At 35.7% G+C, this 24,907-nt stretch carries 26 protein-coding genes and 1 tRNA gene; 17 read left to right on the top strand and 10 right to left on the bottom strand.

Features of this window, described 5'->3' with window-relative positions; genetic code table 11:
• Positions 1-101: 101 nt before the first annotated feature.
• From IP023_RS09420 to IP023_RS09400, 5 genes are read left to right on the top strand one after another with little or no spacing between them, the layout of a single operon-like run.
• A complete protein-coding gene (locus IP023_RS09420) occupies positions 102-3,383 on the top strand; it encodes a S41 family peptidase (protein ID WP_241790021.1) in 3,282 nt (1,093 codons plus the stop codon).
• Positions 3,384-3,435: 52 nt separating this feature from the next.
• Positions 3,436-4,368, top strand: coding sequence for a CPBP family intramembrane glutamic endopeptidase (locus tag IP023_RS09415; protein WP_241790020.1), 933 nt, complete (start codon positions 3,436-3,438; stop codon positions 4,366-4,368).
• Positions 4,349-4,579 carry a putative signal transducing protein gene (locus IP023_RS09410; RefSeq protein WP_241790019.1) on the top strand — a complete coding sequence of 77 codons (231 nt, stop codon included), beginning with the start codon at positions 4,349-4,351 and terminating at the stop codon, positions 4,577-4,579. The genes IP023_RS09415 and IP023_RS09410 overlap by 20 nt, the downstream gene beginning before the upstream one ends.
• Positions 4,569-5,369 carry a phosphatidate cytidylyltransferase gene (locus IP023_RS09405; protein WP_241790018.1) on the top strand — a complete coding sequence of 267 codons (801 nt, stop codon included), beginning with the start codon at positions 4,569-4,571 and terminating at the stop codon, positions 5,367-5,369. The genes IP023_RS09410 and IP023_RS09405 overlap by 11 nt, the downstream gene beginning before the upstream one ends.
• A gap of 1 nt (position 5,370) precedes the next feature.
• Positions 5,371-6,039 carry a DUF2461 domain-containing protein gene (locus IP023_RS09400; RefSeq protein ID WP_241790017.1) on the top strand — a complete coding sequence of 223 codons (669 nt, stop codon included), beginning with the start codon at positions 5,371-5,373 and terminating at the stop codon, positions 6,037-6,039.
• Between the two features lie 451 nt (positions 6,040-6,490).
• On the opposite strand, the gene IP023_RS09395 is transcribed toward IP023_RS09400, so the two are convergent.
• Positions 6,491-7,687, bottom strand: a complete 1,197-nt coding sequence (locus IP023_RS09395; RefSeq protein ID WP_241790016.1) for an anhydro-N-acetylmuramic acid kinase — start codon at positions 7,685-7,687, stop codon at positions 6,491-6,493.
• A 75-nt stretch (positions 7,688-7,762) separates the two neighbouring features.
• On the opposite strand from IP023_RS09395, the gene gcvH reads away from it, so the two are divergent.
• Positions 7,763-8,143 carry a glycine cleavage system protein GcvH gene (gcvH, locus tag IP023_RS09390; RefSeq protein WP_241790015.1) on the top strand — a complete coding sequence of 127 codons (381 nt, stop codon included), beginning with the start codon at positions 7,763-7,765 and terminating at the stop codon, positions 8,141-8,143.
• Positions 8,144-8,203: 60 nt separating this feature from the next.
• On the opposite strand, the gene IP023_RS09385 is transcribed toward gcvH, so the two are convergent.
• The 3 genes from IP023_RS09385 to mqnB form a co-directional block, all read right to left on the bottom strand.
• On the bottom strand, positions 8,204-8,959 hold the full coding sequence (locus IP023_RS09385; RefSeq protein ID WP_241790014.1) for a hypothetical protein: 756 nt from the start codon (positions 8,957-8,959) through the stop codon (positions 8,204-8,206).
• Positions 8,960-9,372: 413 nt separating this feature from the next.
• The gene (locus IP023_RS09380; protein ID WP_241790013.1) at positions 9,373-10,356 is read right to left on the bottom strand and encodes a pyruvate dehydrogenase complex E1 component subunit beta; all 984 of its coding nucleotides are present in this window, start codon (positions 10,354-10,356) and stop codon (positions 9,373-9,375) included.
• Positions 10,357-10,480: 124 nt separating this feature from the next.
• The gene (gene mqnB / locus IP023_RS09375; RefSeq protein WP_241790012.1) at positions 10,481-11,092 is read right to left on the bottom strand and encodes a futalosine hydrolase; all 612 of its coding nucleotides are present in this window, start codon (positions 11,090-11,092) and stop codon (positions 10,481-10,483) included.
• A gap of 53 nt (positions 11,093-11,145) precedes the next feature.
• On the opposite strand from mqnB, the gene IP023_RS09370 reads away from it, so the two are divergent.
• The 10 genes from IP023_RS09370 to IP023_RS09325 all read left to right on the top strand — a co-directional run bounded on the left by IP023_RS09370 (position 11,146) and on the right by IP023_RS09325 (position 18,188).
• The gene (locus IP023_RS09370) at positions 11,146-11,559 is read left to right on the top strand and encodes a 6-pyruvoyl trahydropterin synthase family protein (protein ID WP_241790011.1); all 414 of its coding nucleotides are present in this window, start codon (positions 11,146-11,148) and stop codon (positions 11,557-11,559) included.
• Positions 11,560-11,582: 23 nt separating this feature from the next.
• The gene (gene folE / locus IP023_RS09365; RefSeq protein WP_241790010.1) at positions 11,583-12,212 is read left to right on the top strand and encodes a GTP cyclohydrolase I FolE; all 630 of its coding nucleotides are present in this window, start codon (positions 11,583-11,585) and stop codon (positions 12,210-12,212) included.
• Between the two features lie 152 nt (positions 12,213-12,364).
• Entirely contained in the window at positions 12,365-13,000 is a 636-nt protein-coding gene (locus IP023_RS09360) for an O-methyltransferase (RefSeq protein WP_241790009.1), read from the top strand.
• A 79-nt stretch (positions 13,001-13,079) separates the two neighbouring features.
• Positions 13,080-13,523, top strand: coding sequence for a glucosaminidase domain-containing protein (locus IP023_RS09355; protein WP_241790008.1), 444 nt, complete (start codon positions 13,080-13,082; stop codon positions 13,521-13,523).
• Positions 13,524-13,541: 18 nt separating this feature from the next.
• Positions 13,542-14,459 (top strand): glucosaminidase domain-containing protein, encoded by a 918-nt coding sequence (locus IP023_RS09350; RefSeq protein ID WP_241790007.1) that lies wholly within the window; start codon positions 13,542-13,544, stop codon positions 14,457-14,459.
• 266 nt (positions 14,460-14,725) lie between these two features.
• On the top strand, positions 14,726-15,034 hold the full coding sequence (locus tag IP023_RS09345; protein ID WP_241790006.1) for a hypothetical protein: 309 nt from the start codon (positions 14,726-14,728) through the stop codon (positions 15,032-15,034).
• A gap of 3 nt (positions 15,035-15,037) precedes the next feature.
• Complete coding sequence (locus tag IP023_RS09340; protein ID WP_241790005.1) at positions 15,038-15,268, top strand: hypothetical protein; 231 nt, start codon at positions 15,038-15,040, stop codon at positions 15,266-15,268.
• Between the two features lie 239 nt (positions 15,269-15,507).
• On the top strand, positions 15,508-16,266 hold the full coding sequence (locus IP023_RS09335; RefSeq protein WP_241790004.1) for a hypothetical protein: 759 nt from the start codon (positions 15,508-15,510) through the stop codon (positions 16,264-16,266).
• A 7-nt stretch (positions 16,267-16,273) separates the two neighbouring features.
• The gene (locus IP023_RS09330) at positions 16,274-17,269 is read left to right on the top strand and encodes a DUF3078 domain-containing protein (RefSeq protein ID WP_241790003.1); all 996 of its coding nucleotides are present in this window, start codon (positions 16,274-16,276) and stop codon (positions 17,267-17,269) included.
• A 7-nt stretch (positions 17,270-17,276) separates the two neighbouring features.
• Complete coding sequence (locus tag IP023_RS09325) at positions 17,277-18,188, top strand: N-acetylmuramoyl-L-alanine amidase (RefSeq protein ID WP_241790002.1); 912 nt, start codon at positions 17,277-17,279, stop codon at positions 18,186-18,188.
• Positions 18,189-18,361: 173 nt separating this feature from the next.
• Here IP023_RS09325 and IP023_RS09320 read toward each other — a convergent pair whose 3' ends face one another.
• The 6 genes from IP023_RS09320 to IP023_RS09295 form a co-directional block, all read right to left on the bottom strand.
• Complete coding sequence (locus tag IP023_RS09320; RefSeq protein ID WP_241790001.1) at positions 18,362-20,065, bottom strand: sodium:solute symporter; 1,704 nt, start codon at positions 20,063-20,065, stop codon at positions 18,362-18,364.
• A 108-nt stretch (positions 20,066-20,173) separates the two neighbouring features.
• Complete coding sequence (locus IP023_RS09315) at positions 20,174-20,371, bottom strand: hypothetical protein (protein WP_241790000.1); 198 nt, start codon at positions 20,369-20,371, stop codon at positions 20,174-20,176.
• Positions 20,372-20,384: 13 nt separating this feature from the next.
• Entirely contained in the window at positions 20,385-22,763 is a 2,379-nt protein-coding gene (locus tag IP023_RS09310) for a PIG-L family deacetylase (protein ID WP_241789999.1), read from the bottom strand.
• Positions 22,764-23,180: 417 nt separating this feature from the next.
• Entirely contained in the window at positions 23,181-23,438 is a 258-nt protein-coding gene (locus tag IP023_RS09305; protein ID WP_241789998.1) for a DUF6952 family protein, read from the bottom strand.
• Positions 23,419-23,733, bottom strand: a complete 315-nt coding sequence (locus tag IP023_RS09300) for a thioredoxin family protein (RefSeq protein ID WP_241789997.1) — start codon at positions 23,731-23,733, stop codon at positions 23,419-23,421. The genes IP023_RS09305 and IP023_RS09300 overlap by 20 nt, the downstream gene beginning before the upstream one ends.
• Before the next feature lie 63 nt (positions 23,734-23,796).
• Positions 23,797-24,429: a peroxiredoxin gene (locus IP023_RS09295; RefSeq protein WP_241789996.1), complete on the bottom strand. Its 633-nt coding sequence runs from the start codon at positions 24,427-24,429 to the stop codon at positions 23,797-23,799.
• Positions 24,430-24,741: 312 nt separating this feature from the next.
• Here IP023_RS09295 and IP023_RS09290 point away from each other — a divergent pair.
• Positions 24,742-24,822, top strand: a tRNA-Tyr gene (locus IP023_RS09290).
• Positions 24,823-24,907 lie beyond the last annotated feature (85 nt).

Below are 24,907 nucleotides of genomic sequence, written 5' to 3'. Positions count from 1 at the left end.
TATTCCTTCTTAAATTTTATTGTTACAATAGCTCTTTAGTTAATAAGCTATAGTTAATTCTAATATATTTGTCTTGCATAATTAACCTGTACAAAACGTATATGATAAAAAGAATAGCTCATTTATTGTGTTTGGGACTTACAATGGGAAGTCTTCAAATGGCATCCGCACAAGATCCTACTTTACTTTTACGTAATCCTGATATTAGTAAAACGCACATCACATTTGTATATGGAGGTGATATTTGGATAGCCGATAAAAATGGTCAGAACCCACGACGATTGACCTCTAATCCTGGTGTAGAACTTAATCCTCTATTTTCTCCGGATGGGACACAGATTGCTTTTACCGGCAATTATGACGGTAATACCGATGTGTATACTATTCCGGTATTTGGTGGCGAGCCAAAGCGAATTACTTTTCACCCTGCAGCAGATGTAATGCGCGGATGGCTTAATAATAGCGAAGTATATTTCCAAACGGCACGTGAGTTTGATTATTCGCTTGGTTCTAGACTGTATAAGACCAGCTTGAATGCAGCGTTAGCATCCCCATTAATAATGCCCGAGGCCTATCAAGGAAGCCCATCACCTGATGGACGTTACTGGGCTTATATCAAAAATACTGATCCTACTGAACGTGATAGAGTCGCTTTTAAGCGTTATAGAGGGGGTGGTATGCCTTCTATTTGGATCTTTGATACAAAGACTAAAAATATAGAAGTAGTCCCTGGCGAGAATTGCAACGATGTGAGACCAATTTGGCTGGGATCAAAAGTTTATTTCTTATCTGATAGAGATAAAATAGTGAATATTTTTAGTTATGATACCAAAACTAAGAAGGTAGATAAACTAACAAATTATACGGATTATGATGTTCGTACGTTGTCTGGTGAAGGCAATGAGTTGGTATTTGAATATAATGGTCAAGTAAATATTTTCGATTTAGGAACTAATACTGTTAATACATTAAAAATTGCTGTAAATGCTGATCCTCTGTACAAACGCACAAAATATGTGGATTTGAATGAGGATATCCGCAATTTTAATATATCACCTACAGGCCAACGTGCTTTATTTGAAAGCCGTGGAGAGATAGTAAGTGTGCCAAAAGAAAAAGGTGATGCCCGCAATATCTCTAATTCGGCATCTAGCCATGAGCGTTTTCCAGCTTGGTCACCGAATGGCAAATGGATTTCTTATTTGTCTGATAAGAATGGTAAATACCAACTTGTTTTACGAGATCAAAAAGCAGCGGACCAAGAAGTATATATTGACCTAGGTAAAGGATTATTCTTCTTTGAACCTACCTGGTCTCCTGACAGCAAAAAAGTGTTTTTTAACGATGCGCACCTTAATTTGTATTATGTTGATATCGATACCAAGAATGTCGTATTGGTAGATGCGGACAAATTAGCATCTATTACAGGACGTACACGTAATCATTTTCAGCCTTCATGGTCCTTTGATTCCAATTGGATAGCCTATATCAAGAGTTTAGCGAATGGCGTTGACGCTGTTTTTATGTATAATTTGGAAACCAAGGAATCGCACCAGATTACAGATGGTATGAGTGAAGTTTCTTCACCTGTATTTAGTAGAGATGGTAAATATCTTTTCTTTACGGCAAGTACAAATACAGGATTGACCAATTCGGGCCTTCATATGTCTGCGTATGAGAGAAATCCACAATACAATGTTTATGCTTTTATCTTATCTAAGAATTCAGCATCGCTATTTAAAAATGAAAGCGATGAGGAAACTATTAAGGAGGATAAAGTAGAAGATCCTAAAAATGATGTAAAGAAAGTCGATAAGAACAAAGGTAAGGAAGATGCTAAAGTTGCCGCAAAATCTGCTCCTAAAAAGTTGAATGTAGATTTTGATAATATCAATAATCGTATAATCGCTTTACCTCTTTCTGCTGGATATTACCGCTTAGATGGTAATGTCGAAAATATGTTGATCTATCAAAAAGGAAGGGCTATTGGTGCATTTGATTTAGAAAAATTGGAAGACAAAATTTTAGTGGACAATGCGCGAGGTTTTCGAATTAGTGCGGATGGTAAAAAGATGATATATAACGTAGGACGTGATTTCTATATCGTCAATGCAGGTCAAAAACCAGTACCTAATGCAGGGAAGTTGAAAACTGATGACTTTAAATTTGAAGTTGATCCTGCCGCTGAATGGAAACAAATATTTAATGAGGTATGGGCGATGCAAAAAGAGTTTTTCTATGTAGAGAACATGCATGGTGCTGATTGGGAGGCTGTAAAAGCGAAGTATGAGAAGTTTCTTCCTTATGTAAATCATCGTTCTGATTTAGGATATCTACTAAACGAAATGATGGGAGAACTGGTCGTAGGGCACGCTTATATTTATCCTGGTGATCAACCTTCATCGCCTTCGATCAGTACGGGTACATTGGGCGCTGATCTTGAAGAGGTTGATGGTATTTATAAAATCAACAAGATCTTTACACGTTTAGATTGGAATCCTTCTTTTAAAGCTCCATTAGCAGAGCCTGGCTTGAATATCGTAGAAGGTAATTATATCGTTGCTGTGGATGGTGTTCCTTTGTCTAAGGAGGTAAATATTTATAAATTATTAGAAAATAAAGTCGGTAAGCAAGTTGTGCTAAAAATCAATTCAAAGCCAACTATCGCAGGTAGTAGAGACGTGACCGTTAAACCTATTAGCTATAGCAATGAAATTGATCTTAGGCGTATGGATTGGGTAGAAACCAACCGTAAGAAAGTGGACAAATTGAGCAATGGACAGATTGCTTATGTCTATATGCCTAATACCGCAAATGAAGGATATACTAATTTCAACCGTTATTATTTCTCTCAAATGGATAAAAAAGCTTTATTGATGGACGAGCGTAATAATGGTGGCGGTTCTGTTGCCGATTACGTTATTGATTTACTTTCACGTGAACTGATCGCAGGTTGGGGAATTCGGGATGGTAAGTCATTTACGACTCCAGGAAATGGTATTTATGGCCCTAAAGCTATGATTATCAATGAAAATGCAGGATCAGGAGGTGATATGATGCCGTATATGTTCCGTCACAGAGGATTAGGTAAGCTTGTTGGACGTACAACGATGGGTATTTTGGTTGGTATTTCTGGATATCCGCCATTGTTGGATGGTGGAAGTATTACTTCTCCCAACTTCGGTGTTTTTGACTTAAATGGTAATTATATTATCGAGAATGAAGGTGTAGCTCCTGATATCTTTGTGGAACAACTACCTAAAGATTTATTAGAAGGACGTGATCCTCAATTGGAAAGAACGGTTAAATTACTATTAGAAGATATCAAAACATATCCTTATAAAGAGATTAAAAAACCGGCTGATCCAATCCGTGTTAATTAAATGAAAAGGGGCGAAAGCCCCTTTTTTTATTTTATAATGTTAACTTTAAGGCATGAATAAATATGGAATAAAGACGAATCCTACTTGGATATCTTTGACTATTCTTTTGGGACTTACCTTAGCATGTGCTGTAGGTGCTCAACTGTTAGTGGTCTTTATCGAAGTATTACTGAATGGAGGATTCTCAACTATGTTAGATGATAGTATGGGAATCGACTTTAAAAATAATCCTATCTTTTCTTATGCATTGATTATTAGTGGTTCATTGGGCACATTTCTACTCCCTGCTTTACTATTAAAGCGTATAGAGCCATACAACGATTATTTTCCTATGCAAACGAAAGGCTTACCAATATTTTTGTCGTTAGCAGCCTTATTGTTGATTGCTTTTATGCCTATGATGCAATGGATTGGAGAGGTGAATATGAATATGAGCTTCCCTCCTGATTTGAAAGGGCTTGAGAGTTGGATGCGCATGAAGGAAGATGACATGGCGGCATTAACAAAAGATATTGTCATGGTTGATAGTTGGACATTATTGTTCGTCAATTTATTTGCCATTGCTGTAGTGCCCGCTATAGCCGAAGAATACTATTTTAGAGGCTCTTTGATGAATATTGTAGCGCGTGTGGTCAAAAATAAACATATCACTATTTGGATTACCGCTATTATTTTTAGCGCTATTCACGTTCAGTTTTTTGGTTTTGTACCGCGGATGATATTGGGGGCTTTTTTTGGATATATGCTTCTTTGGTCCCAAAATATATGGGTACCTATAATGGGCCATTTTATAAATAATGGGGCTGCAGTTGTTCTTTCTTTTTATTATGCGAGGCAAGGTAAAACCTACGAAGAGCTACAGGCTAGTGAAGGATATTCAATAATTGTGTATCTTGGTAGCTTTATTCTAACAGGTATAATAGGATGGTACTTTTATACTACAGCAAAAAAAATTAATAATAGTGATGGAAAAGGATTGGATTAAAATAGCAACGTATACGAATGCCTTTGAGGCCGAAATTGTTAGGCAGATGCTGGTAGAGAATAGTATACCTGCAGTAGTATTGAATAAAAAGGACTCATCATACCATTTTGGTAAATTGGAATTGTATGTCAATGTAGAAGACAAAGAAGTTGCATTGCAATTAATAGATCAAAACGAAAAGTTAAATTTGGAGGATAATAATGCTAACTAGAGCCATTACAGGATTTTTCTTTATTATCGTTCTTGTAGGTTCTGTTTTTTTAGGACCTATTGTATTTACAGCCTTTTTTAGTATTGTCGGTATAGGGGCTTTATATGAGTTTTATAGTATCGTAAAATCTGATGAGGTAAAACCTAATGCGGTGCTAGGTTTATTGGCAGCAGCGGTATTAGCGACCTTAAGCGGCTTACATTGTTTAGGGCTAATACCATTTGTAAAGGTATGGGCTTTTGTCCCATTTATAGCTTTGCTATTTATAGCTGCATTATATCAAAAAAGTCGTTTACCATTTCATGATATTGGATTTAGCTTATTAGGCATCACCTATGCCTGTGTTCCATTTCTATTTTTTGTAGGTTTGGGATTTATTAAGGGATCTTATAATCCTTACATTCCTTTAGGTTTCTTAATTATGCTTTGGGCCAATGATACGGGGGCTTATCTTTCAGGAAGAAGCTTTGGTAAGCATAAATTATTTGAACGTATTTCCCCTAATAAAACTTGGGAAGGATTTATCGGCGGTATACTTTTAGCTGTCGTTATTGCGCTTAATTTGGAGCATTATTTCGGTGCTTTATCCAAATGGGAATGGGTAACTATGGCTGTCATAATTGGTGTATTTGGTACCTTAGGCGATTTGGTGGAATCTATGTTAAAGCGAAGCTTAGGTGTTAAAGATTCCGGTAATATTTTACCTGGACACGGTGGATTGTTAGATCGTTTTGATGGGTTACTTATGGCGGCACCACTTGTTTTTTTCTTTCTGTTAATGCTTTCATAATATGAATATAAAGGCTTCTACCTTTGAGTTTCTTTCTGCATTAAAGGAAAATAATAATAGAGAATGGTTTCAAGCGAATAAAGCCGATTATGATCATGCGTACAGTGATGTAAAGAATTTCGTGGAGGAGCTTATAGCTAAGTTATCGGTATTTGATAAGCATATTAACACGGATATTAAGTCCTCAAAGTGTATGTTTAGAATTTATCGTGATGTACGATTTGCAAAGGATAAATCCCCTTATAAATCATGGTTAGCTGCAGGGATATCTATCGATGGACGCAAGTTGGATGGCCCTGAATATTATGTTCATATTGAACCAGGTAATAGTTTTGTAGCGGTTGGTTATTGGCAACCAAAGAAATCACATTTGGCAGCTATTCGTCAAGAAATAGATTACGATTTTGAAAGTTTTGAAGAAACTTTAAAATTAGCAGATGGTGAGCTTAATGACTTATCACAAGAAGATAAATTAAAAAGGCCGCCCGCAGGATATTCACTAGATAATCCAGCAATTGAGATTCTTAAATTAAAAAGTTTTATTATTCTTAAACCTATTTCGGATAGAGATATGGTAAGAGCTTTTGCTTTGGAGCATATAACAGAAATGTTTCAACAGACCTTACCTTTTAAAGATTTTCTACACCTAGCCATAGAAGGTATTGAATAACCGTATTAAATAAATATTTGTCAATGAAAGATGCTTTTAGCATCTTTTTTTTCTATTGCAAACACCCTATTTCTAGGAAATTGGTATTGAATTATACATTGCTAGAATAGCTTACGGTATGTAAGATAATTTTACTTGTCGACTTCGAGTTAGTTCTCGGTGCTATAAATTATCGTTTTTGACCTGTGAATTTCTAAGTTCTTTGTGTCGACTTGCGTGCAGTCTCTTTTGAAGCTTATTATAACCTGTTTGATACCTTTTTTTATAGCAAGATGTAATCTATGTTATGCTATATTTAAAGCCAACATAGAAGCTAGAAATCGTTACGTTTGGACTATGGCTAATTGTTATTTTTTAGGAATACAGGTTCTTCCTTATGCTTTACTTACATATACGTGCATATAGGCATCCTTCCACAAAATATAGAATCAATTGCAAAGTATGTATAGTATTACAAAGGGAGGCTTATTTTCCCCATACATACAGCAGGTGAATCTTTGATGTTACTTACATTATCAGGATTTCCTACTATAGTTTCATTGGCTAATAATGCAAATAAACACGCTTCTTTAGCATCCGGATCTATCCCTATCTCTGCGATAGAGGTTATTTTTATAGCTGGAAGATCTTTCTGTATGTTTTCCATTAATAAGGGATTGTGCAATCCTCCACCGCTCACATAAACCGCTATATTATCTAAGCCTTCTGTTACCTTCTTGATACCATTGACGATTGCATTAGCAGAGAACGCATTTAATGTCGCCATTATGTCTTGATTGGAAAGATTGTTGGTGTTGCTCTTATGTTGCTTTTGCTCTAAGTATGAAAGGTTGAATAATTCTGGACCTGTCGTTTTAGGGAAAGGTAAAGTCAAGAAATCATCTTCCATCAATGCTTTTAGAAGTGTATTGTTGACGTTTCCCTGTATTGCGATCTTACTGTCTCTGTCCATCTCTTCCTGATAATGCTTATGCATAAATTGATTCATGATCGTATTCCCTGGACCTAAGTCAGTGGCAAAAGCTTGTAAGGTAGAGTTGCTATTAGGAAGGAATGTGAAATTTGAAATACCTCCAATATTTAATAATATTCTATTTTCTATCGCATCTGTGAAAAGAAGATAATCTCCATACGCTGCCAAGGGGGCTCCTTCTCCACCTGCCGCGATATGCTTTTGACGGAAATCAGATAATGTTATGATTCCGGTGTGTACGGCGATATGGTCACCATCGCCAATTTGTAAGGTGCTATTGGGTAGGCTATAATCTTTTGTTAATATTTGCGGCGCATGGTACACTGTCTGTCCATGACTTGCGATAAGATCTACCTCGGAATTGGGAATGCCCCAATTTTTTAAAGCTTTATTTATTAATTGCGCATGAACAATCCCTATATACGCATTTATACCACACAAATCTTGTTGGTTTATTTGTTTTTGGGCAAATATTTTTCGTATGTTGATTCTAAATTCATCTTCATAATCCATTGTTACAAAATCTCTGATTTTTAGGCTAGTAGTAAAGCCGGAACCGCTAATATCACACAATGCGATATCTAGGCCATCCAAAGATGTGCCTGACATTAAACCAATGATTAAGCGATTTTCTTTGTTCCCTATTTGATAAAGTTTTGCAATTTGATGGTTCATGCCCTAAAAATACAATTAATCCCTTTGGTAATGTCGCAGGATAATTATATTTTTGAAAAAAAACAATTATAAGAAATGAATTTTCCAGCAGAATTAAAATACACAAAGGATCACGAATGGATTCGTGTGGAGGGTGATGAAGCCGTAATCGGTATTACTGACTTTGCTCAACGTGAATTAGGTGATATTGTTTTTGTGGATATCAACACGATCGGTGATGATGTAGAGGCTAATGAGGTATTTGGTACTATCGAAGCTGTAAAAACAGTTTCTGACTTATTTTTACCAACTGCAGCGACTATTTTATCAATTAATGATGCTATTGATAGTGCTCCAGAATTAATCAATTCTGATCCCTATGGTGAGGGTTGGATTGTACGTGTTAAATTAGCAAATGTAGCTGACGTAGATGCTTTATTATCCGCTGATGAATACAAAGCTGAAGTTAACGCTTAATAATTAAAGGCATACTTAAAAAGCCAATCTGTAAGGATTGGCTTTTTAAGTATTTAGGGATTAGTTAATTAAGCGGAGTGTAATGCTACTGGTTATTTTTTGTCCATCGAATTCAATACTTCCGTTGCTAGATGATGACTTCGTAAAATGTGTGTTTCTATCAACTATATAGTGACCTTCTATTTTTCCTATTTCTTCTCCATTATCATCCAAGTAGATGCCTGATATATCTACTCTATAACCATCGTCAGTCAGTCCAATTAATGTATTGTTGATCTTGGTAAGCAACCCAAATTGTCCTTTTGTGGAGGGGCTAAACCATGAATCTCCTATTGCTATTTCCTCTTCAGGAAAACTTATTGCAAATGTTTTTAGATTTGACTTATCAAAGGCTTGTTCTGTAACATTAGGAAATTGAGAATCTTTGATTACGCCATTTCGATTCATTGTAATAGTTTCTATATTATCGATTAAAGGTCTTAATTCTACTTCTAGCATTTGGCTCATTTCATCATTGGATGCTATGGAGGAGTTGTAGTTTATGGTCATCATCGCAGTGTGAATATCCATTGTTAGCTTCGGGTATTTAGCTTCTATTATTATACTGCTATCACTTAATGAGGTCGGTGTGAGTGACATTAGTAGACCAATGTCCATTATTACATCCTCATCTCCTTCAATATCTGATTTGATTATCATTTCGTAGTTTAAGGACTTCCCCTTCTCTGGATTTACCCGAAAATGGACTTTCTCCTGTGCTTGACTGATAGAGAATAAAAAGATGGATAGTACAAATACTGCAATATATTTTATCATAATTAATTTTTGATTAAAAATAATGAATATTATTTATCTTTCTAATAATTTTTTAATCAAAACGCAATATTAAATTTAATTGTACCTATAGAATCTTCAACAGCTGCTGCTATTATATTTATGTTGGTAATGATTTTAGCAGTCATAATCTGCTCTGATTTAACTTCTGTTGGTAGCTTTGGTTTATACACTTATAATTTTCCTTTAAGGGCTCATACGAAATCATGTTTATTGCTGGGCTTGGCTATTCAAGCGGGTAATTAGTGCAATAAGAATAGTATGGTTTACTTTCTTACTTTAGGGTAAAGTTATGCATTAATTATATGGAAAAAAGATAGTATATGTAGAGCAGCGGAGTGCATAAAAAAAGGGATAAAACTTAATTTATCCCCTTTATATATTCTTGTAAACGCTTATTTTTTGTAAGCTACTTCTTTTACGGCTTTAATTACTTTTTCGATACTTGGTAGTGATGCTTCCACTAATGTCGGTGCATAAGCTAAAGGAACATCAGCCGAAGTAACACGTGTTACTGGAGCGTCCAAGTAATCAAAAGCATTCTTTTGTACATTGAATGCGATCTCTGAAGAGATAGATGCTAATGGCCATGCTTCTTCTACTACTACTAAGCGATTTGTTTTCTTTACAGATTCGATAATGTGTGGGTAATCAATAGGACGTACTGAACGTAAATCTATTAACTCAACACTGATACCTTCTTTTTCTAATTCTGCTACCGCAGGAATTACAACACGTGATAGCATCTTACCAAATGAAACTACAGTTACATCTGTACCTTCTTGAATGGTATTGGCTTTACCAATCGGTAAGTAATATTCTTCTTCAGGAACAAATCCTTTGTCACCATACATAACCTCAGATTCCATAAAGATAACAGGATCTGGATCGATGATAGCAGACTTGAATAATCCTTTAGCGTCATATGGATTCGAAGGAACAACTACTTTTAATCCTGGTGTATTTGCATACCAGTTCTCAAAATTTTGTGAGTGCTGGGCGCCCAATTGACCTGCATTTCCTGTAGGGCCACGAAATACGATAGGACATGATAATTGTCCACCAGACATTTGACGGATTTTTGCTGCAGAGTTGATGATTTGGTCAATTGCTACTAATGAGAAGTTGAATGTCATGAATTCAACAATAGGCTTCAAACCATTTGTAGCAGCTCCTACAGCGATACCTGCAAAACCAAGCTCAGCAATAGGTGTATCTATAACGCGTTTTGCGCCGAATTCCTCCAGCATACCTTGACTTACTTTGTAAGCACCGTTATACTCAGCAACCTCTTCACCCATTAAAAATATAGTTTCATCTTTACGCATCTCTTCGTTCATTGCTTCACGAAGGGCTTCTCTGAATTGAATTTCTCTCATTAGTATTAAAAATAGATCTATTTAATTTGAATATGCAAAACTACTATTTAATAATGATATTTCGTAATAATAGCAATGCATTTAGCTTGATATTTGTCACTTTTTGATAAAGAATAGGTCGCAATTAATAATATTTTTGAAGGAATGAAACCAACCATTCATTTATATTTTTAACGGCCAAAGGGATATTCCATGTTGATTTATCGCGTTTCTCGACGTGATTTGATATGGATCGAACTTGTAGGGATGGTATGTTTAAGTGATGGGCTACGTAAAAAAACGATGCTCCCTCCATACTTTCGATACTTGCCTTTGGAAACAAATTTTTTACATTATTTATAGATTTTTCTGATCCATGGATGGTGTTGACCGTGATGCCAATGTGCTTAGGTAGATATGTTTCTATACTTGAAAGGTTAATTTTTCTGTATTCGGACTCCCCAAATCCTAAGTCCTTGATCTGGATGAAATGATCACCATCCTCAGCCCCCAATTCCGATAAAATATCGCAATCGACCTCTATTACAGTACCTATGTCGATGGTTCTGTCGATGGCTCCCGCAATGCCAACCTGGAGGAGGAGGTCACAATTGTTGGTAGATAGGTAGCGCGTAAGCGCATATGTCGTCGCAACCATTCCTACGCCCGTAATGAGGTATGGGATATTATGTTTTTCCAAGAATGGAATGCTATTTGCAATTTCTTCTCGTGTAGCAGAAACAATTAATGGTCTCATTTTGTTATTTTTGAAATACTAAAATATAGTTTTTTCAGGTATCTTTGCATAAGATGATTTACATTACTAGACGTGAGCGCTTTAGCGCAGCACACAAATTGTATAAAGAAGAGTGGTCTACGGAAAAAAATGTAGCCATTTTCGGGAATTGTGCTAACCCCAACTGGCATGGCCATAATTATGAACTCTTTGTAACAGTAAAAGGTGAGGTAAATCCAGAAACGGGGTTTGTCATAGATCTCAAAATTATGAAAGCCATTATAAATTCTGCTGTCATCGATAAATTGGATCACAAGAATATAAACTTGGATGTCGATTTTATGAACGGTAAGATGGCCTCAACAGAAGTCATAGCAATAGAGATCTTTCAAGTGTTGGCACCCTTGTTTAATGCGCATAATGTACAGCTGCATAGTGTGAAGCTACATGAAACAGAAAATAATTCAGTCGAATATTTCGGCAATTAATCATATTTAATATTAGAAAAGTAATGAGTAATTCTACGGATTTCAATGAGGAATTAGACGGATATAAAAAAATAGATCAGTATAACCCTGTGCAGGTAGATCGTATCGCAGCACACTATACCGATATATTAAGTGCATTGGGGGAAGATCCTAATCGTGAGGGATTGCTAAAAACACCGGAGCGAGTTGCTAAAGCATTACAGTTTTTGACGCATGGCTATGATATCAATGCTGCTGAAGTCTTGAAAAGCGCTATGTTTGAAGAAGACTATAGCCAGATGGTCGTGGTAAAGGATATTGAGGTATATTCTATGTGTGAGCATCACATGTTGCCCTTCTTTGGGAAAGCGCATATCGCTTATATTCCAAATGGTCATATCGTAGGTCTAAGTAAGATTCCACGTATAGTAGATGCTTTTGCACGTAGACTACAAGTGCAAGAAAGATTGACCAATGAAATCCGTGACTGTATTCAAGAAACTCTCAATCCTGCAGGTGTAGCTGTAGTATTAGAGTGTAAACATATGTGTATGGCAATGCGTGGTGTACAGAAACAAAATTCTGTAACGACGACTTCTGCTTTTACGGGAGCTTTCCAAAATGATGTTACACGATCTGAATTTTTACGCCTCATAACGGCGTCTTTAGCATAAATTAACATTTATAAAATTATCCCCTATAAAGCCTTTAAAACACACGTTTTAAAGGCTTTTTTACTTTTTTTATTAATCCTTTTCCCTTCACTTTAGTCCGTATATCCAACAAAATGAGTTGATTTTTAAATAAGTTGTGTAACTTTGTACTTATGTTTCAAAATGAAGATCAGGTAAATACCTATTTGGAAGCGCATAGTGATGAGGAAGATTCTTTACTAAAAAGGATCAATAGGGAGACATATCTTAGAGAAACAATGCCACACATGATGTCTGGACATTATCAAGGTAGAGTGCTTTCTATGATTAGTAAAATGATCAATCCTAAACGAATTTTAGAGATAGGTACATTTACGGGGTATGCTACTTTATGCTTAGCTGAAGGGCTACAAGAAGAGGGTGTAATTTACACTATTGATATCAATGAGGAGCAACAAGAACGCGTTTCTGGATATTTTGAAGCGTCGTCTTTTGCGCATCAAATAGAATATCGAATAGGCGATGCCTTTGAAATTATACCTAGCATAGAAGGGCAATTTGATCTTGTATTTATTGATGCAGATAAAAAGAGGAATTTGGTGTATTACAATATGCTAATAGACAGAGTTCCCAAAGGAGGATTGATTTTAGTAGACAATGTTTTGTGGAAAGGAAAGGTCTTTGATGAGAACCCGGATAATCAAACAAAACAAGTATTAGAGTTAAATAGTACTTTGGCAATCGACAATCGTGTAGATAAGTTGATATTGCCAATTAGAGACGGGCTTTTTGTGTTACGCAAAAAGTAATGGTTGGACTAAATAATAGAAAATGCAAAAATCTTTAGTAAGCAGAATAATGCTTATAATGGTGTTATGCTTCGTTTCGATGTCAGTAACATTTGGTCAACAGAAGTTTTCCATATCAAGTTATATCGATCAGCATAAAAAAGTTGCACAACAACTTATGAAAGAAACAGGTGTTCCTGCATCTGTAATTTTAGCGGTAGCTATTCATGAAAGCGCATACGGTAATAGCCGTGTGGCAACAAATCTAAATAATCATTTTGGGATAAAAGGGAAGAATAATAGTACGGCTATACGGTCTGCATATAAAGGCTATGGTTCTGTTTTTGATTCTTATAATGACTTTGTAGGTTTATTAAAAAGAAAGAGAACTACGCAAGCTTTGTTTGAGACGAAAAGCTCTACTGATTACAATGCCTGGGTAAAAGGAATAGCCCGTTCAGGATATTCCGCATCAAAAGGATGGGGAAGTAAAATAATATCTACAATCAATCGTTATGATTTGAATGAATTAGATGTTAAATAACGCTTATCATTTATATATATGCGAATAATTGTACTTTCTTTATTGATGATATGCTTGATGTCATCTTGTGCTTCAAAAAAGAATACTGTTTTGAGGAATCCTTCTTCTGTTTCCAAGGAAAGGACTAAGGAGACCCATTCCATGAAAGTACATACACCAAAAAAGGAAACTCATCCAACTAAATCGCATCAAAAAGCTAAGGAAATACCGAATCTAAGTGCTAGTAGCGGAAAGAAAGGTACTTCAGTACAAGGGCTCAATTATATTGATGCATACAAAAGTGTCGCTATTCGCGAGATGAATCAATATGGCATTCCTGCGAGTATCAAATTGGCACAGGCCTTATTGGAGTCTGGCAACGGAAACTCCTATTTGGCAATCGAAGCGAACAATCATTTTGGAATTAAGTGTGGTGGTGTATGGTCTGGAAAGTCCATTGCACGTGATGATGACAATCCTAATGATTGCTTCAGAGTATATGATAATGTCGAAGCGTCTTATAAAGATCACTCTCAGTTTCTCCTGCGTAAGCGCTATGAGAAGCTGTTTTCTTTAGCTAAAGACGATTATAAAGGGTGGGCTAAAGGCTTAAAAGAGGCAGGTTATGCAACCAATCCAAGATATCCTCAATTATTGATTGATATCATAGAGCGCTATGATCTACATCAATATGATAGCAAAGAATCTTCTGTTGAGCATGACGTACGACAAGATAAAGTTATTCATTTGATCGAAGATAAGATCGTTTCAGAACCTGTCGTCAAAGCGGAACAAATAAAGACGCCTCTGGCGATGGTCATCCATGAAGTGAAAGCTTCACAGACACTTTATGGTATTAGTAAGCAGTATAAAGTAACTGTTGAACAGATTAAATCGTTGAATAACTTGTCAACAGACAACCTCACTATTGGGCAATATTTGGTGATTTCTAAGTAATTTATCCTCTTATGGGCATATGTCCCATTTATACTGTGTATATAGTCGTTCTTATCTTTACTACGGCTAATAATCTCCCTTTAAACTCTGTTTTTAATATCACTTTCTTCTTTCAAACAAATAGTTATAAGCATTAATAAGCGTGATAAATATTGTTCTGCCGTCAAATAGAGCTCGATTTACATGATTACTGGAATGAGGCTAGTTGGAATGCTGTTTGAACTTACGTGGATAAAGGTGGCAAAGTATTTTATACAATGGATGAAATGGAACCTAACAATGTTAATGCTCCAACGAATAAGTTCTTAACAGGTTTATTAGGACAACCTTTATTAATCGCTAAGCCAAGTGAAAATTATGGTGTTTATAGATTTACAGATACGCAAGAGGGAGAAAATGATGTTGCTATCTTGGATGGTGTCTTTGGAGATGTAAGGCCATATTATTGGGGACAAGATAGGGTAGGAACCACATATGTAAGAGGTTATACGGGAACAGATGCAATTGTATATAGCAACAGGGCGCAAAATTATAAACCTCAAGTAAAGCCAGGGATGGCATTTTTTAGACTTTAGTCATTGAATTATTTTTATGTAAGTGATGGCGGTTTTTTTGCTAACAATGCTCCAGGAGAAATGAATAGGGAGCGTGATTGGGACAAGTGGCCATTTAGAACGATTGCGACTGGACCTGAAAAAGATTTTCCTGTAATTAATAATTATGGTCATGCCGCATATAGTGATTCTCCTACTTATTATGCGCCCTACAAAGGAGCTAGTGTCGGACATATCCAATTGCCAATGCTATGATGTTTGGCAATATGTAAGCTTGGATGTTAGAAATGGCCTATTTCGATCCAGTAGATCGAAACTGATAAGAGAATTATTTGATTTTGAAAAATAAGTTTTAAAAATGGGTGCCTTTAAAAGCACCCATTTTTTGTAATACTATGTTTTGTGGATAGGTACACTTTGTAATATGTCTGTTTAATGTATTAATTTATGTTAAAATATCGGTAAATTATGCATAATATTGTAGTTTTAGTACTGTGATTCAATTTACTTCAATATTATTTTTCCTGTATTTTTTTGGGAATATAGGTGTAGTGTTTGCGCAGCAAAGCACTGAGGGGATCGTATTTGATAGGGATACTAAACAAAGGGTAGGCAAAGTTCTACTATTTAATAAGAGTACCAATCAAAAGATTTTTAATAATAGTAGAGGTGAATTTAAGATAGATCTTAATGTTGGCGATATGCTGATCGCTAGCAAAGAGAATTATTTTACGGATACCCTTATTTATCAGGGTGACAAAGTGCTGATTATAAACATGAAACGAGCTTCAATATATATAGATCCTGTGACCGTAGTAGCTCGCAAAACACCAGATCAGATACTTACTGAGCGCAAAAGAGATTACAATAAGGCGTATCGCTTGGCGGATCCTGGAAGTTTATTGAGTGTAAGTGATAATGGGGCAGGGTTGAGTATAGGAGCTATATATAATTATTTTAGCAAGGAAGGCAAAAATGCAAGGCGATTGACGCAGTATTTCGAGCGTGAATACCAAGAAAATATTATTGATATGCGGTTTTCTCGTGAATTGGTGCGTATCACTACCGGGTTGGAAGGGGAAGCTTTGGATAATTTTTTGGTTCGTTATCGCCCGTCATATGACTTTGTGTTGCGCGCAAACCATTATCAATTGATAAGTTATATAAAATCTAAGTATGAATTTTTTAAATTTGTACCTTATATTAAGCCATTACCGGATTTAAGTGAATTTAGTATTTCTCCTAAAGGATAATTTAGATATGAATTTTAAACCATACTTTTTGTTTGGACTATTGTTAGTGCTATGTTGTATTAGTGTTAATGCTCAAGAAAATTTGAAAGAGCTTCGAGAGAAGCCAGGTACTCAGATATTGAATGCAGATACTATTGCTAAGATACAAATAAAGCAAATCACGGTACCTATTCCACAATTAGGATTAAAGGTTAATTATTGGAAACATTGGACCAAATTTGGTATCAATGCCAATCAATCATCCTTCAGTGATAGTTGGAATGCCGGTGGGGTAAACTCTGTCGCTCTGTCGGGCTTGATATGGCACAAATCAGATTATACAAAAGATAGATTCAATTTCGTAACGGAGCTAGATATGAAGTATGGTAAAGTATGGAATGAAGACCAACTACCTAAGAAAAATGTCGACCGTATTTTCTGGGATAACAAAATAGCACATCGAATAAGTGAAAAGTGGTCCGTTTACTTCTCTTTAACATTCGAATCTCAATTTGATGTGGGTTATAAATACGGTAGAAATCAGGAAGGGAAAGAGGTTATTTTAGATACCGTTTCAGCATTTATGGCACCCGGATATTTTACAGAATCCCTAGGTTTGGAGTATAAGCTAGACAAGGCATTTTCGTTACGTCTAGGTACAGGTACTGCACGACAAACATTGGTTTTGAATAACAAGATAGCGCCTAAAGAAGGTGGGTCCGAAGTGTATGGTGTAGAACCAGGTAAAAAATTCCGTAATGATTTAGCCTTTCAGATTACAGCAAATTTAGACCGTAATTTATCACAAAACTTAAATCTAAAAGCGCGATATAACTTATTTGCAGATTACAAGGATGTAACTGATCCTGATCAGCGTCTTGATGTCACGGTGACGGCAAAAATTACTAAATTAGTAAGCGTTACTGCCAGTGGTGTTGTTTTCTATGATCCTGATCAACAGAATGGTAGAGTTCAATTTAGTCAAGCACTATCTATGGGCTTGATCTATTCATTACCTAAATAATATGTTGATGAAAGGTTTTTTTTGTGCTGTATTTGTCGTGTTAATGATAGTTGGGTGTGGGACAGCTAAAAAGCCATCTAAAAAATCTTTAATTAGCCCTGTTTCTTTAATTGATCAGCACAGGAAAGATTCAGTCTTATCGGCTATAATAAATACACAGGTCGTAAAAGATAGTGTCATCCCTAATCTTACAGCTAATACTGATGATACCGGTTTGGTTATTCAGGATAAGTTACAATTACAAAAAGCAACAGGAATCTATAAGGGAGCAGATTGGACTCCCGCGATTCATTATGATTTGCGTAAGCCTAATTATGTGATTATTCATCACACCTCTCAGGTAAGTGTTGCGCAGACGATACGTACCTTTCAAGTACCGCATTCCAAGGTTAGTGCACATTACGTAATAGGTAAGGATGGTCAAATAATACAGATGCTCAATGACTATGAGCGTGCATGGCATGCTGGGAAATCTAAGTGGGGCAGTATGACGGATATAAATTCTGCTTCTATCGGTATCGAGCTTGATAATAACGGAAGGGATGCTTTTCCTGATGCACAGATCAAGTCTTTATTAATATTATTAGATACCCTAAAAAGTAAATATTTAATTCCACAATTGAATTTTATTGGGCATGCGGATATTGCACCTACGCGCAAAAATGATCCTAATGTTAATTTTCCTTGGAAGATATTAGCAGAGAATGGATTTGGGATATGGTATAATGAGGATTTTCTGATGACACCACCTAATGATTTTAATCCCATTGATGCACTTAAAATAATGGGATATGATATGACTAAGCCGGAGTCTGCAATTGAAGCTTTTAAGCGTAAGTATATCGTCAAAGAAGTTAATAAAGTATTAACGCCTTATGACAAAAAAGTACTTTATGATCTGTATCGTAAGTATTATTAAGGCCTATTTGTATTTTACTGTTTCTATTTGAGGAAGCTCATTTTGAGCCTTTGCTCTGCTAGTTGACACGAAAGGAACTTTTTATCAATTGGCTGTTGAGCAGTTGCCCGTTCTAATTTCTGCTATTACTACATTTAATAATGAAGAGCTGTGTTTAGTAGCTTTGGGATAGCTTAATTACTTGGTAGTTTCTTTCTTGAATTTATAAAAATTTGTAGCATCAATCCCAATAGGATGACTAATATACAGCCTATCAAGTTGAGCCATAAAAAAGCTACAATATTCATCTTCCAAATTGCAAATACACCTACTTCTGATAATACTGCTGCCCAAAAGACTGCTTTCCCCCCTATATTTTTTAGATAAAAGGCGACTAAGAATATCCCTAATATTGTGCCGTAGAATAATGATCCTAATATATTAACGGCTTCTAATAGGTTACCCAATTTGTTCGCATATAAGGCTATTATAACCGTAAATACGCCCCAAACTAATGTAAATAGTCGCGACGCTTTGAGGTCCATAGCTTCTGTTCCATTTTTAGAGATAAAACGCTTATAGATATCTATTACTGATGTGGATGCCAACGAATTAATAGCACTCGCGGTGGCGCCCATGGAAGCTAACATAATAATAGCTATTAGTAGGCCTATGAATCCTTTTGGAAATGTCGTGGTAACAAAATGTAGAAAGATATAATTGTTGTCATTGGTATCTGCTTTTTGATCATTTTTTTTGATTAAAGTAATTACCTCTTCTCTTAATTTCTCTCCTTTATTATTTAAATCCTGTATTGTATTACGTGATTCATCTATCGCAGGGGTGTTATCTGATGAAATAGCTTGTGTAAGCTCTGCTAATGTGATTTTTTTGGCCGCGCTTAATTTTTCTTGCTCTTTAAGGATATTATTATAATCGTTAGCATAGATGCTTTGCTCTAATTTGTAGGTTTCTTGACTATTAAAAAATAAGGGTGCCGTATTGAACTGATAATATACAAATACTAATACTCCGATCAGTAAAATACAGAATTGCATAGGTACTTTTAAAAGCCCATTCATCAAGAGCCCTAATCTACTTTCTCGGACTGATGCACCTGTTAAATAACGACCAACTTGACTTTGGTCCGTACCAAAATAAGATAATTGCAGAAAGAAACCTCCGATTAGACCTGTCCATACCGTATATTGGTTGTCTAGGTCAAAGCTGAAATCTATAGCATTGGTCTTGCCCGATTTGCCCGCAATTTGCAACGCTTCTGAAAAACCTATGTTTGCTGGTAATAGATAGATAACCATGATTCCTGCAGCCAATAGTCCACCAAAAATAATACTCATCTGTAGCAGCTGGGTGTATGACACTGCTTTGGTACCGCCATATACTGTATATATAATCACTATACTACCTATTAATAATGTAGTAAGCGTCACATCTATATGCAATATGGTAGACAATATAATTGAGGGAGCAAAGATAGTGATCCCTGTGGATATGCCTCTTTGTATAAGAAACAAAAATGCTGTTAATGCTCTTGTATTTACATCGAATCGTTGCTCCAAAAATTCATAGGCCGTGTATACATTGAGTTTTTGGAAGATAGGGACAAAGGTGATACAAAGAACTATCATCGCTAAAGGTAGTCCAAAATAAAATTGAACGAAGCTCATGCCCGATGAATAGCCTAATCCTGGCGCTGACAAAAATGTAATTGCACTGGCCTGAGTAGCCATGACAGAAAAACCAACAGTATACCACGAAAGAGATTTGTCTCCGAGTAAATAGCCGTTTATGTTTTTAATATTCCTGCTTTTGTAGATGCCGTAGGCAACTATCAAAAGCAGGGTAGTGAAAAGTACGATCCAATCCGTTGTACTCATGAATAATATTTCGTGAAAAAATACATTAGTATAATACACACGAGCAACCAAGCCACAATAATCCAATAAAATTGCGACCAGCTATTTACGAATGGGGGTAATCCTTTCTTATCTATCACTTTCTCTTTGAGGTAATAAAACGCTATTGAAGAATACTGCAAAAACTAATCCTACAACTGCTCCACCGATTATACTTAAAAATGTACCACAAGCTACAGAAGCAATAAGAGCACTAAATACAGCAGCTACTAATAAGATAATACCTTTAACGTTTAAGGATTCTGTTTCTTTTAATTGATTTTCCATATATAATGATTGTTTATTTTTCTTTTGCCAACAAATTTACAAATAATCTATAAGCTCCGGGCACTCCGGCAGGTAATTGTCTGAAAAAAGATAACGATGTATATACAAATTTTCCTTTACCATGGTCGACAATCAATAATGATCCTTTGCTAGGCTCTTCATTTTTGTCGTTAATCAATATTGGAGTTCTGTAGTGTGCATCAATATCTTCTGCAAAATAAAGCCCTCTTTCTTGAATCCATCCCTCGAAATCTGTTGCTGTAATCTTATTCGGGAATTGTAAGGCCTGATCATTACTGTCAAAAGAAACCTTAGCATCTTCTTCAGTTACACGTGCGCGTGAGATAGTAAATGGATATGGACCTATTTTATTAGAGTTTAACCTTGTATTTACATTGTATTGTATTAATACAGTACCTCCATTTTCGGCATAGGCCAATAATGCTTGCATTGTTTGATCACTTTTGTCACTGATATTGAAGTATCGAATTCCCACTACGACAGCATCATAGGCTTGTAGTATTTGTTGCGTTATCTGTTGTTCGTTAATAAGGGTCGTTTCTATACCAATCTGATTCAATGATTCGGCAACTAAATCTCCTGCACCTGCTATATATGCTACTTTTTTGACTGGGTTTATAAGTTGTAAATTTTGAATCCTTGCCTTTGCTATTGGAAACCATGTGATAGAAGGTATATGGTCGTATTTGATCGTCTTAGTATTGTGTAAGATCTCATTATTCCACGATAAATGCAAGGTTCCTTCTTTTGCTGCTCTAGATACTGGTTTTATCTCTATTTCTTTGGTGATGGTATTTTCTTTACCAAAATCTAAATCTATTACCGATGGTGAGATTTGCCATCCGTTGATTTTAGCGATATTGATCTGAAAAATTTGCTTATGAAGATCGTTTCTTGTAAATGTGATATTTACTTTTTGTGGTTTATCATTTATAATAATAATATTATCGTTCGCTATTGATGCTGTGATAGTAGGCGCTATTATAATATCTTGATATAATTCTCCTTGTACAGGATCTACTGTTTTATATTGTATATCCGTATTGATAGCAAGCTCTTCTCCATTAACTTTTAATACAAGTCGTATACTCGGTTTATCACTATTAGTAGGATTTCCTAAATCATGTTGTGTTACTTCAAATTTACCTAATGAGTGTGGTAGATTTAACCAATATGGTTGTGTTATTTGGGGCCAAGTGCTATTTTCTTTTCCTTTCCAAGGGATGTTGCAATACAAGTTGTAATTGACTTTGTCATTATTGACCTGTACTAGTTCCACATTTACATTTGGAGTTCTGACTAGTGCTTCTATATTAACTTCAAAAGTAGTATTTACAGGGTATTGACGGTGTTCTGCAGTAGCCTCAACCCACAGTCCTGCGCAAGATATAATAAGCTCATTTACTTCTTTTGTTTTTTGTGCTCTCCAGTAGTTATCATCAATCTTTTGAATCAGCTTTTTTAAAGCTAATAAATCAGGAATACTTTTTTCTGGTTGAAGGGGGTTGAAATTTGTATTTAGTTTGTTGATTAATTGCTGAATAGGCTCTGTATTGTTGATTCTTTTCCAGGAAGTTATGACCTCGTCCATGAGTTCTTCCTTGGCAGGAACCCCATCTACGTAAGCAAAGTATTCGGTGCTATTTCCTCTACTTGAGGCAGCGCCAAAGCCTTGACTTTTGTGCTGAGAACGGCTGTTAGCCGCAATTTCACCGTATGATTGTCCTAATAAAGGGTTGTATGCGCCGATATTGATCTTCAGCTGATCTTCAGCAGTATTATTAGCGCCACCAAAGTTGGCTGTATTCCAAAGTAATCGTTTTGCTTGCCAAGGTTTTACTTCTTGGAGCTGATCTGGAAACATCGAAGGATCGGCGGCAGCGATAAATGCTTCATGTGCCAATATAGCAGATGCTTGATGATGGCCATGTCCTCCTCTTTTGTCTGGAGGGAATCTAGTGATGATTACATCGGGCTGAAACTTGCGTATCAACCAGACCGCTTCACGAAGCGCTGTTTCTTTATCCCAAAAAGAAAAGGTTTCTTCATGCGTTTTGGAGAAGCCAAAATCATAGGCTGAGGAGAAAAACTGTTCGCCATTGTCGATAGATCGTGCCGCCAGAAGCTCTTGTGTTCTTATAAGTCCCAGTTCTATCCCTTGTTCGGTTCCAATCAAGTTTTGTCCACCATCACCTCTTGTTAGAGATAGATAGCCTGTTCTGTATTTTTTCTCCTGGGCCAACCATGCGATTAATTTTGTGTTTTCGTCATCTGGATGCGCCGCAAAATACAATACTGATCCTAAAGTGTTAAGTTTTTGTAGGCCTAGTTGAATTTCGTTACTTGATTTGGGTTTGATTTGAGCTTGCACATTTAGTTTGGCGATGCTACAAATAGAAAATAAAAAGATCCATTTTTTTAACATGTATTAAATATACAGCTTATGGATAATATAACATATAATGTACTGTAATAATGTTATTATCTTAGGATAAAGGAGCTAAAATAGAAAAAGGAACTTCTTATTAGGAAGTTCCTTTTTACCAACAATTAAAAATCTTCAGTCTTAAATATTTCTCTTTTAATCGCTACAATTGAAAGCTAAATAGTATTTCAGTGTTGAACGTAATGTACAATTACTTAACTATAGTAAAAGTAATATAAAAAGTGGATTTTTATGTATTTGTTGAAATAAAAAATTTTCCACACTATTCGAGTTGTGCACATTGAGCAGTGTGGAGGTCCCGATAACGAGAAAAAGATGCTTCTCGAGGTAGATATAGGGGTATTATTTGTCGATCGACCCTAAAACGCGCTTCATAAATAAATTTAAAGCCTCTTTCTTAGGTGTTCCTTCTTTTATTAACTTGTCTACTTCGATAGCGCCATACATATTAGAGATCAATTCTCCAATAACATCCAATTCTTCATCTTTCAATGAAGGGACTTCTGTTAAAGCTTCTAATGTTTCGATAGTTTCTAAAACATAATCTGCATCATTAGCTTCAATAAAGTCAGTTAAGTGCTTAATTACTGGTAACTTCATTTAATAAATCGATTAATCCGTCAATTTTGTTTGTTTGTACTTGGTTTACCAATTGTCCATTTTTGAAAGCTGCAAAAGTTGGTAAATTATCTACATTAGCTAATTTTCTAGATTCAGGAAATTTCTCTGCATCTACGATTACGAAGGCTACGCTATCGTTCTCGCCAGCCAATTTTTTGAACTTAGGTTTCATAATACGGCAGTTGCCACACCATGTTGCCGAATATTGTACTATTACTGTATCGTTGCCTACTACGACATCTTGTAAGATATCGCTTTCTAATTCTTGTAACATAATATTTTGAATCTTTTAATGTAGAGGCGGAGGGAGTCCGCCTCTTGACAATGTCTGTACCTATTAATTTTCTGATAAGTAAGAAGCTACACCTTCGCGAGTTGCGTTCATTGCTTCTTTACCTTCTTCCCAGTTTGCAGGACATACTTCACCATGTTTTTGAACGTGTGTGTAAGCATCTACTAAACGGATATATTCTTTTACGTTACGACCTAAAGGCATATCATTTACGGATTCATGGAATACTTTACCTGTCTCATCAATTAAGTATGTAGCACGGAAAGTAACTGCTGAACCTTCTGCAATCGTACCATATTCTGGATGCTCTACTTCTTTAACATCTAATATACCTAAGATGCTAGATAAGTTGCGGTTTGTGTCAGCAATAATTGGGTATTCAACACCTTCGATACCACCGTTGTCTTTAGCTGTATTTAACCATGCAAAGTGAACCTCGTTTGAATCACAAGAAGCACCAATTACGATTGTGTTACGTTTTTCAAATTCTGCAACAGCTTCTTGGAAAGCGTGTAATTCAGTAGGACAAACGAAAGTAAAATCTTTTGGATACCAGAATAATAATACTTTTTTGTTCTCTTGTTGTGCTTTTTCAAAAATGTTAATTGAGATGTAATCACCTAAATAATCGATAGCATCTACTGTGATGTTTGGGAAATTCTTACCTGTAAAACTCATAGTTGTTTCTTCTAATTTTTATTGTAACACAAAGGTAAATATTTTAAGCTCTTTTGTGTATAATAAATTATTATATGTTATAGTTAAAATCTATCAGTGAATTATATTTTTATAAAGGCGGTTTATGAGCTGTTCAGCGCCCTTATCGTGCATTTTGTCTCTATTCCTTATTTTTATACGAAATTATTATTGTAACAAAAAATTAACTCGTTTATATTCTTTGTGTTAGTAAAAATTGAGATGAAATATTGTGATTATTAATATTATTTTCCGATGTTTGCATCGTTCTCTTAGAGAACAGAATAAATTGCTGGAGGGGTTCCAGAGCGGTCAAATGGGACGGACTGTAAATCCGTTGCTTCGGCTTCGAAGGTTCGAATCCTTCTCCCTCCACATTTTTTCTTTCCTTAATATATACAATCAGCACATCTTAATAGAAAAAACAGCTTCCTTATCAAAGGACAAGCTATGTTCCTTT

This window comes from Sphingobacterium rhinopitheci, assembly GCF_022627575.1.
Lineage (GTDB): Bacteria > Bacteroidota > Bacteroidia > Sphingobacteriales > Sphingobacteriaceae > Sphingobacterium > Sphingobacterium rhinopitheci.
This window is presented reverse-complemented; position numbering and strand designations above follow the sequence as displayed.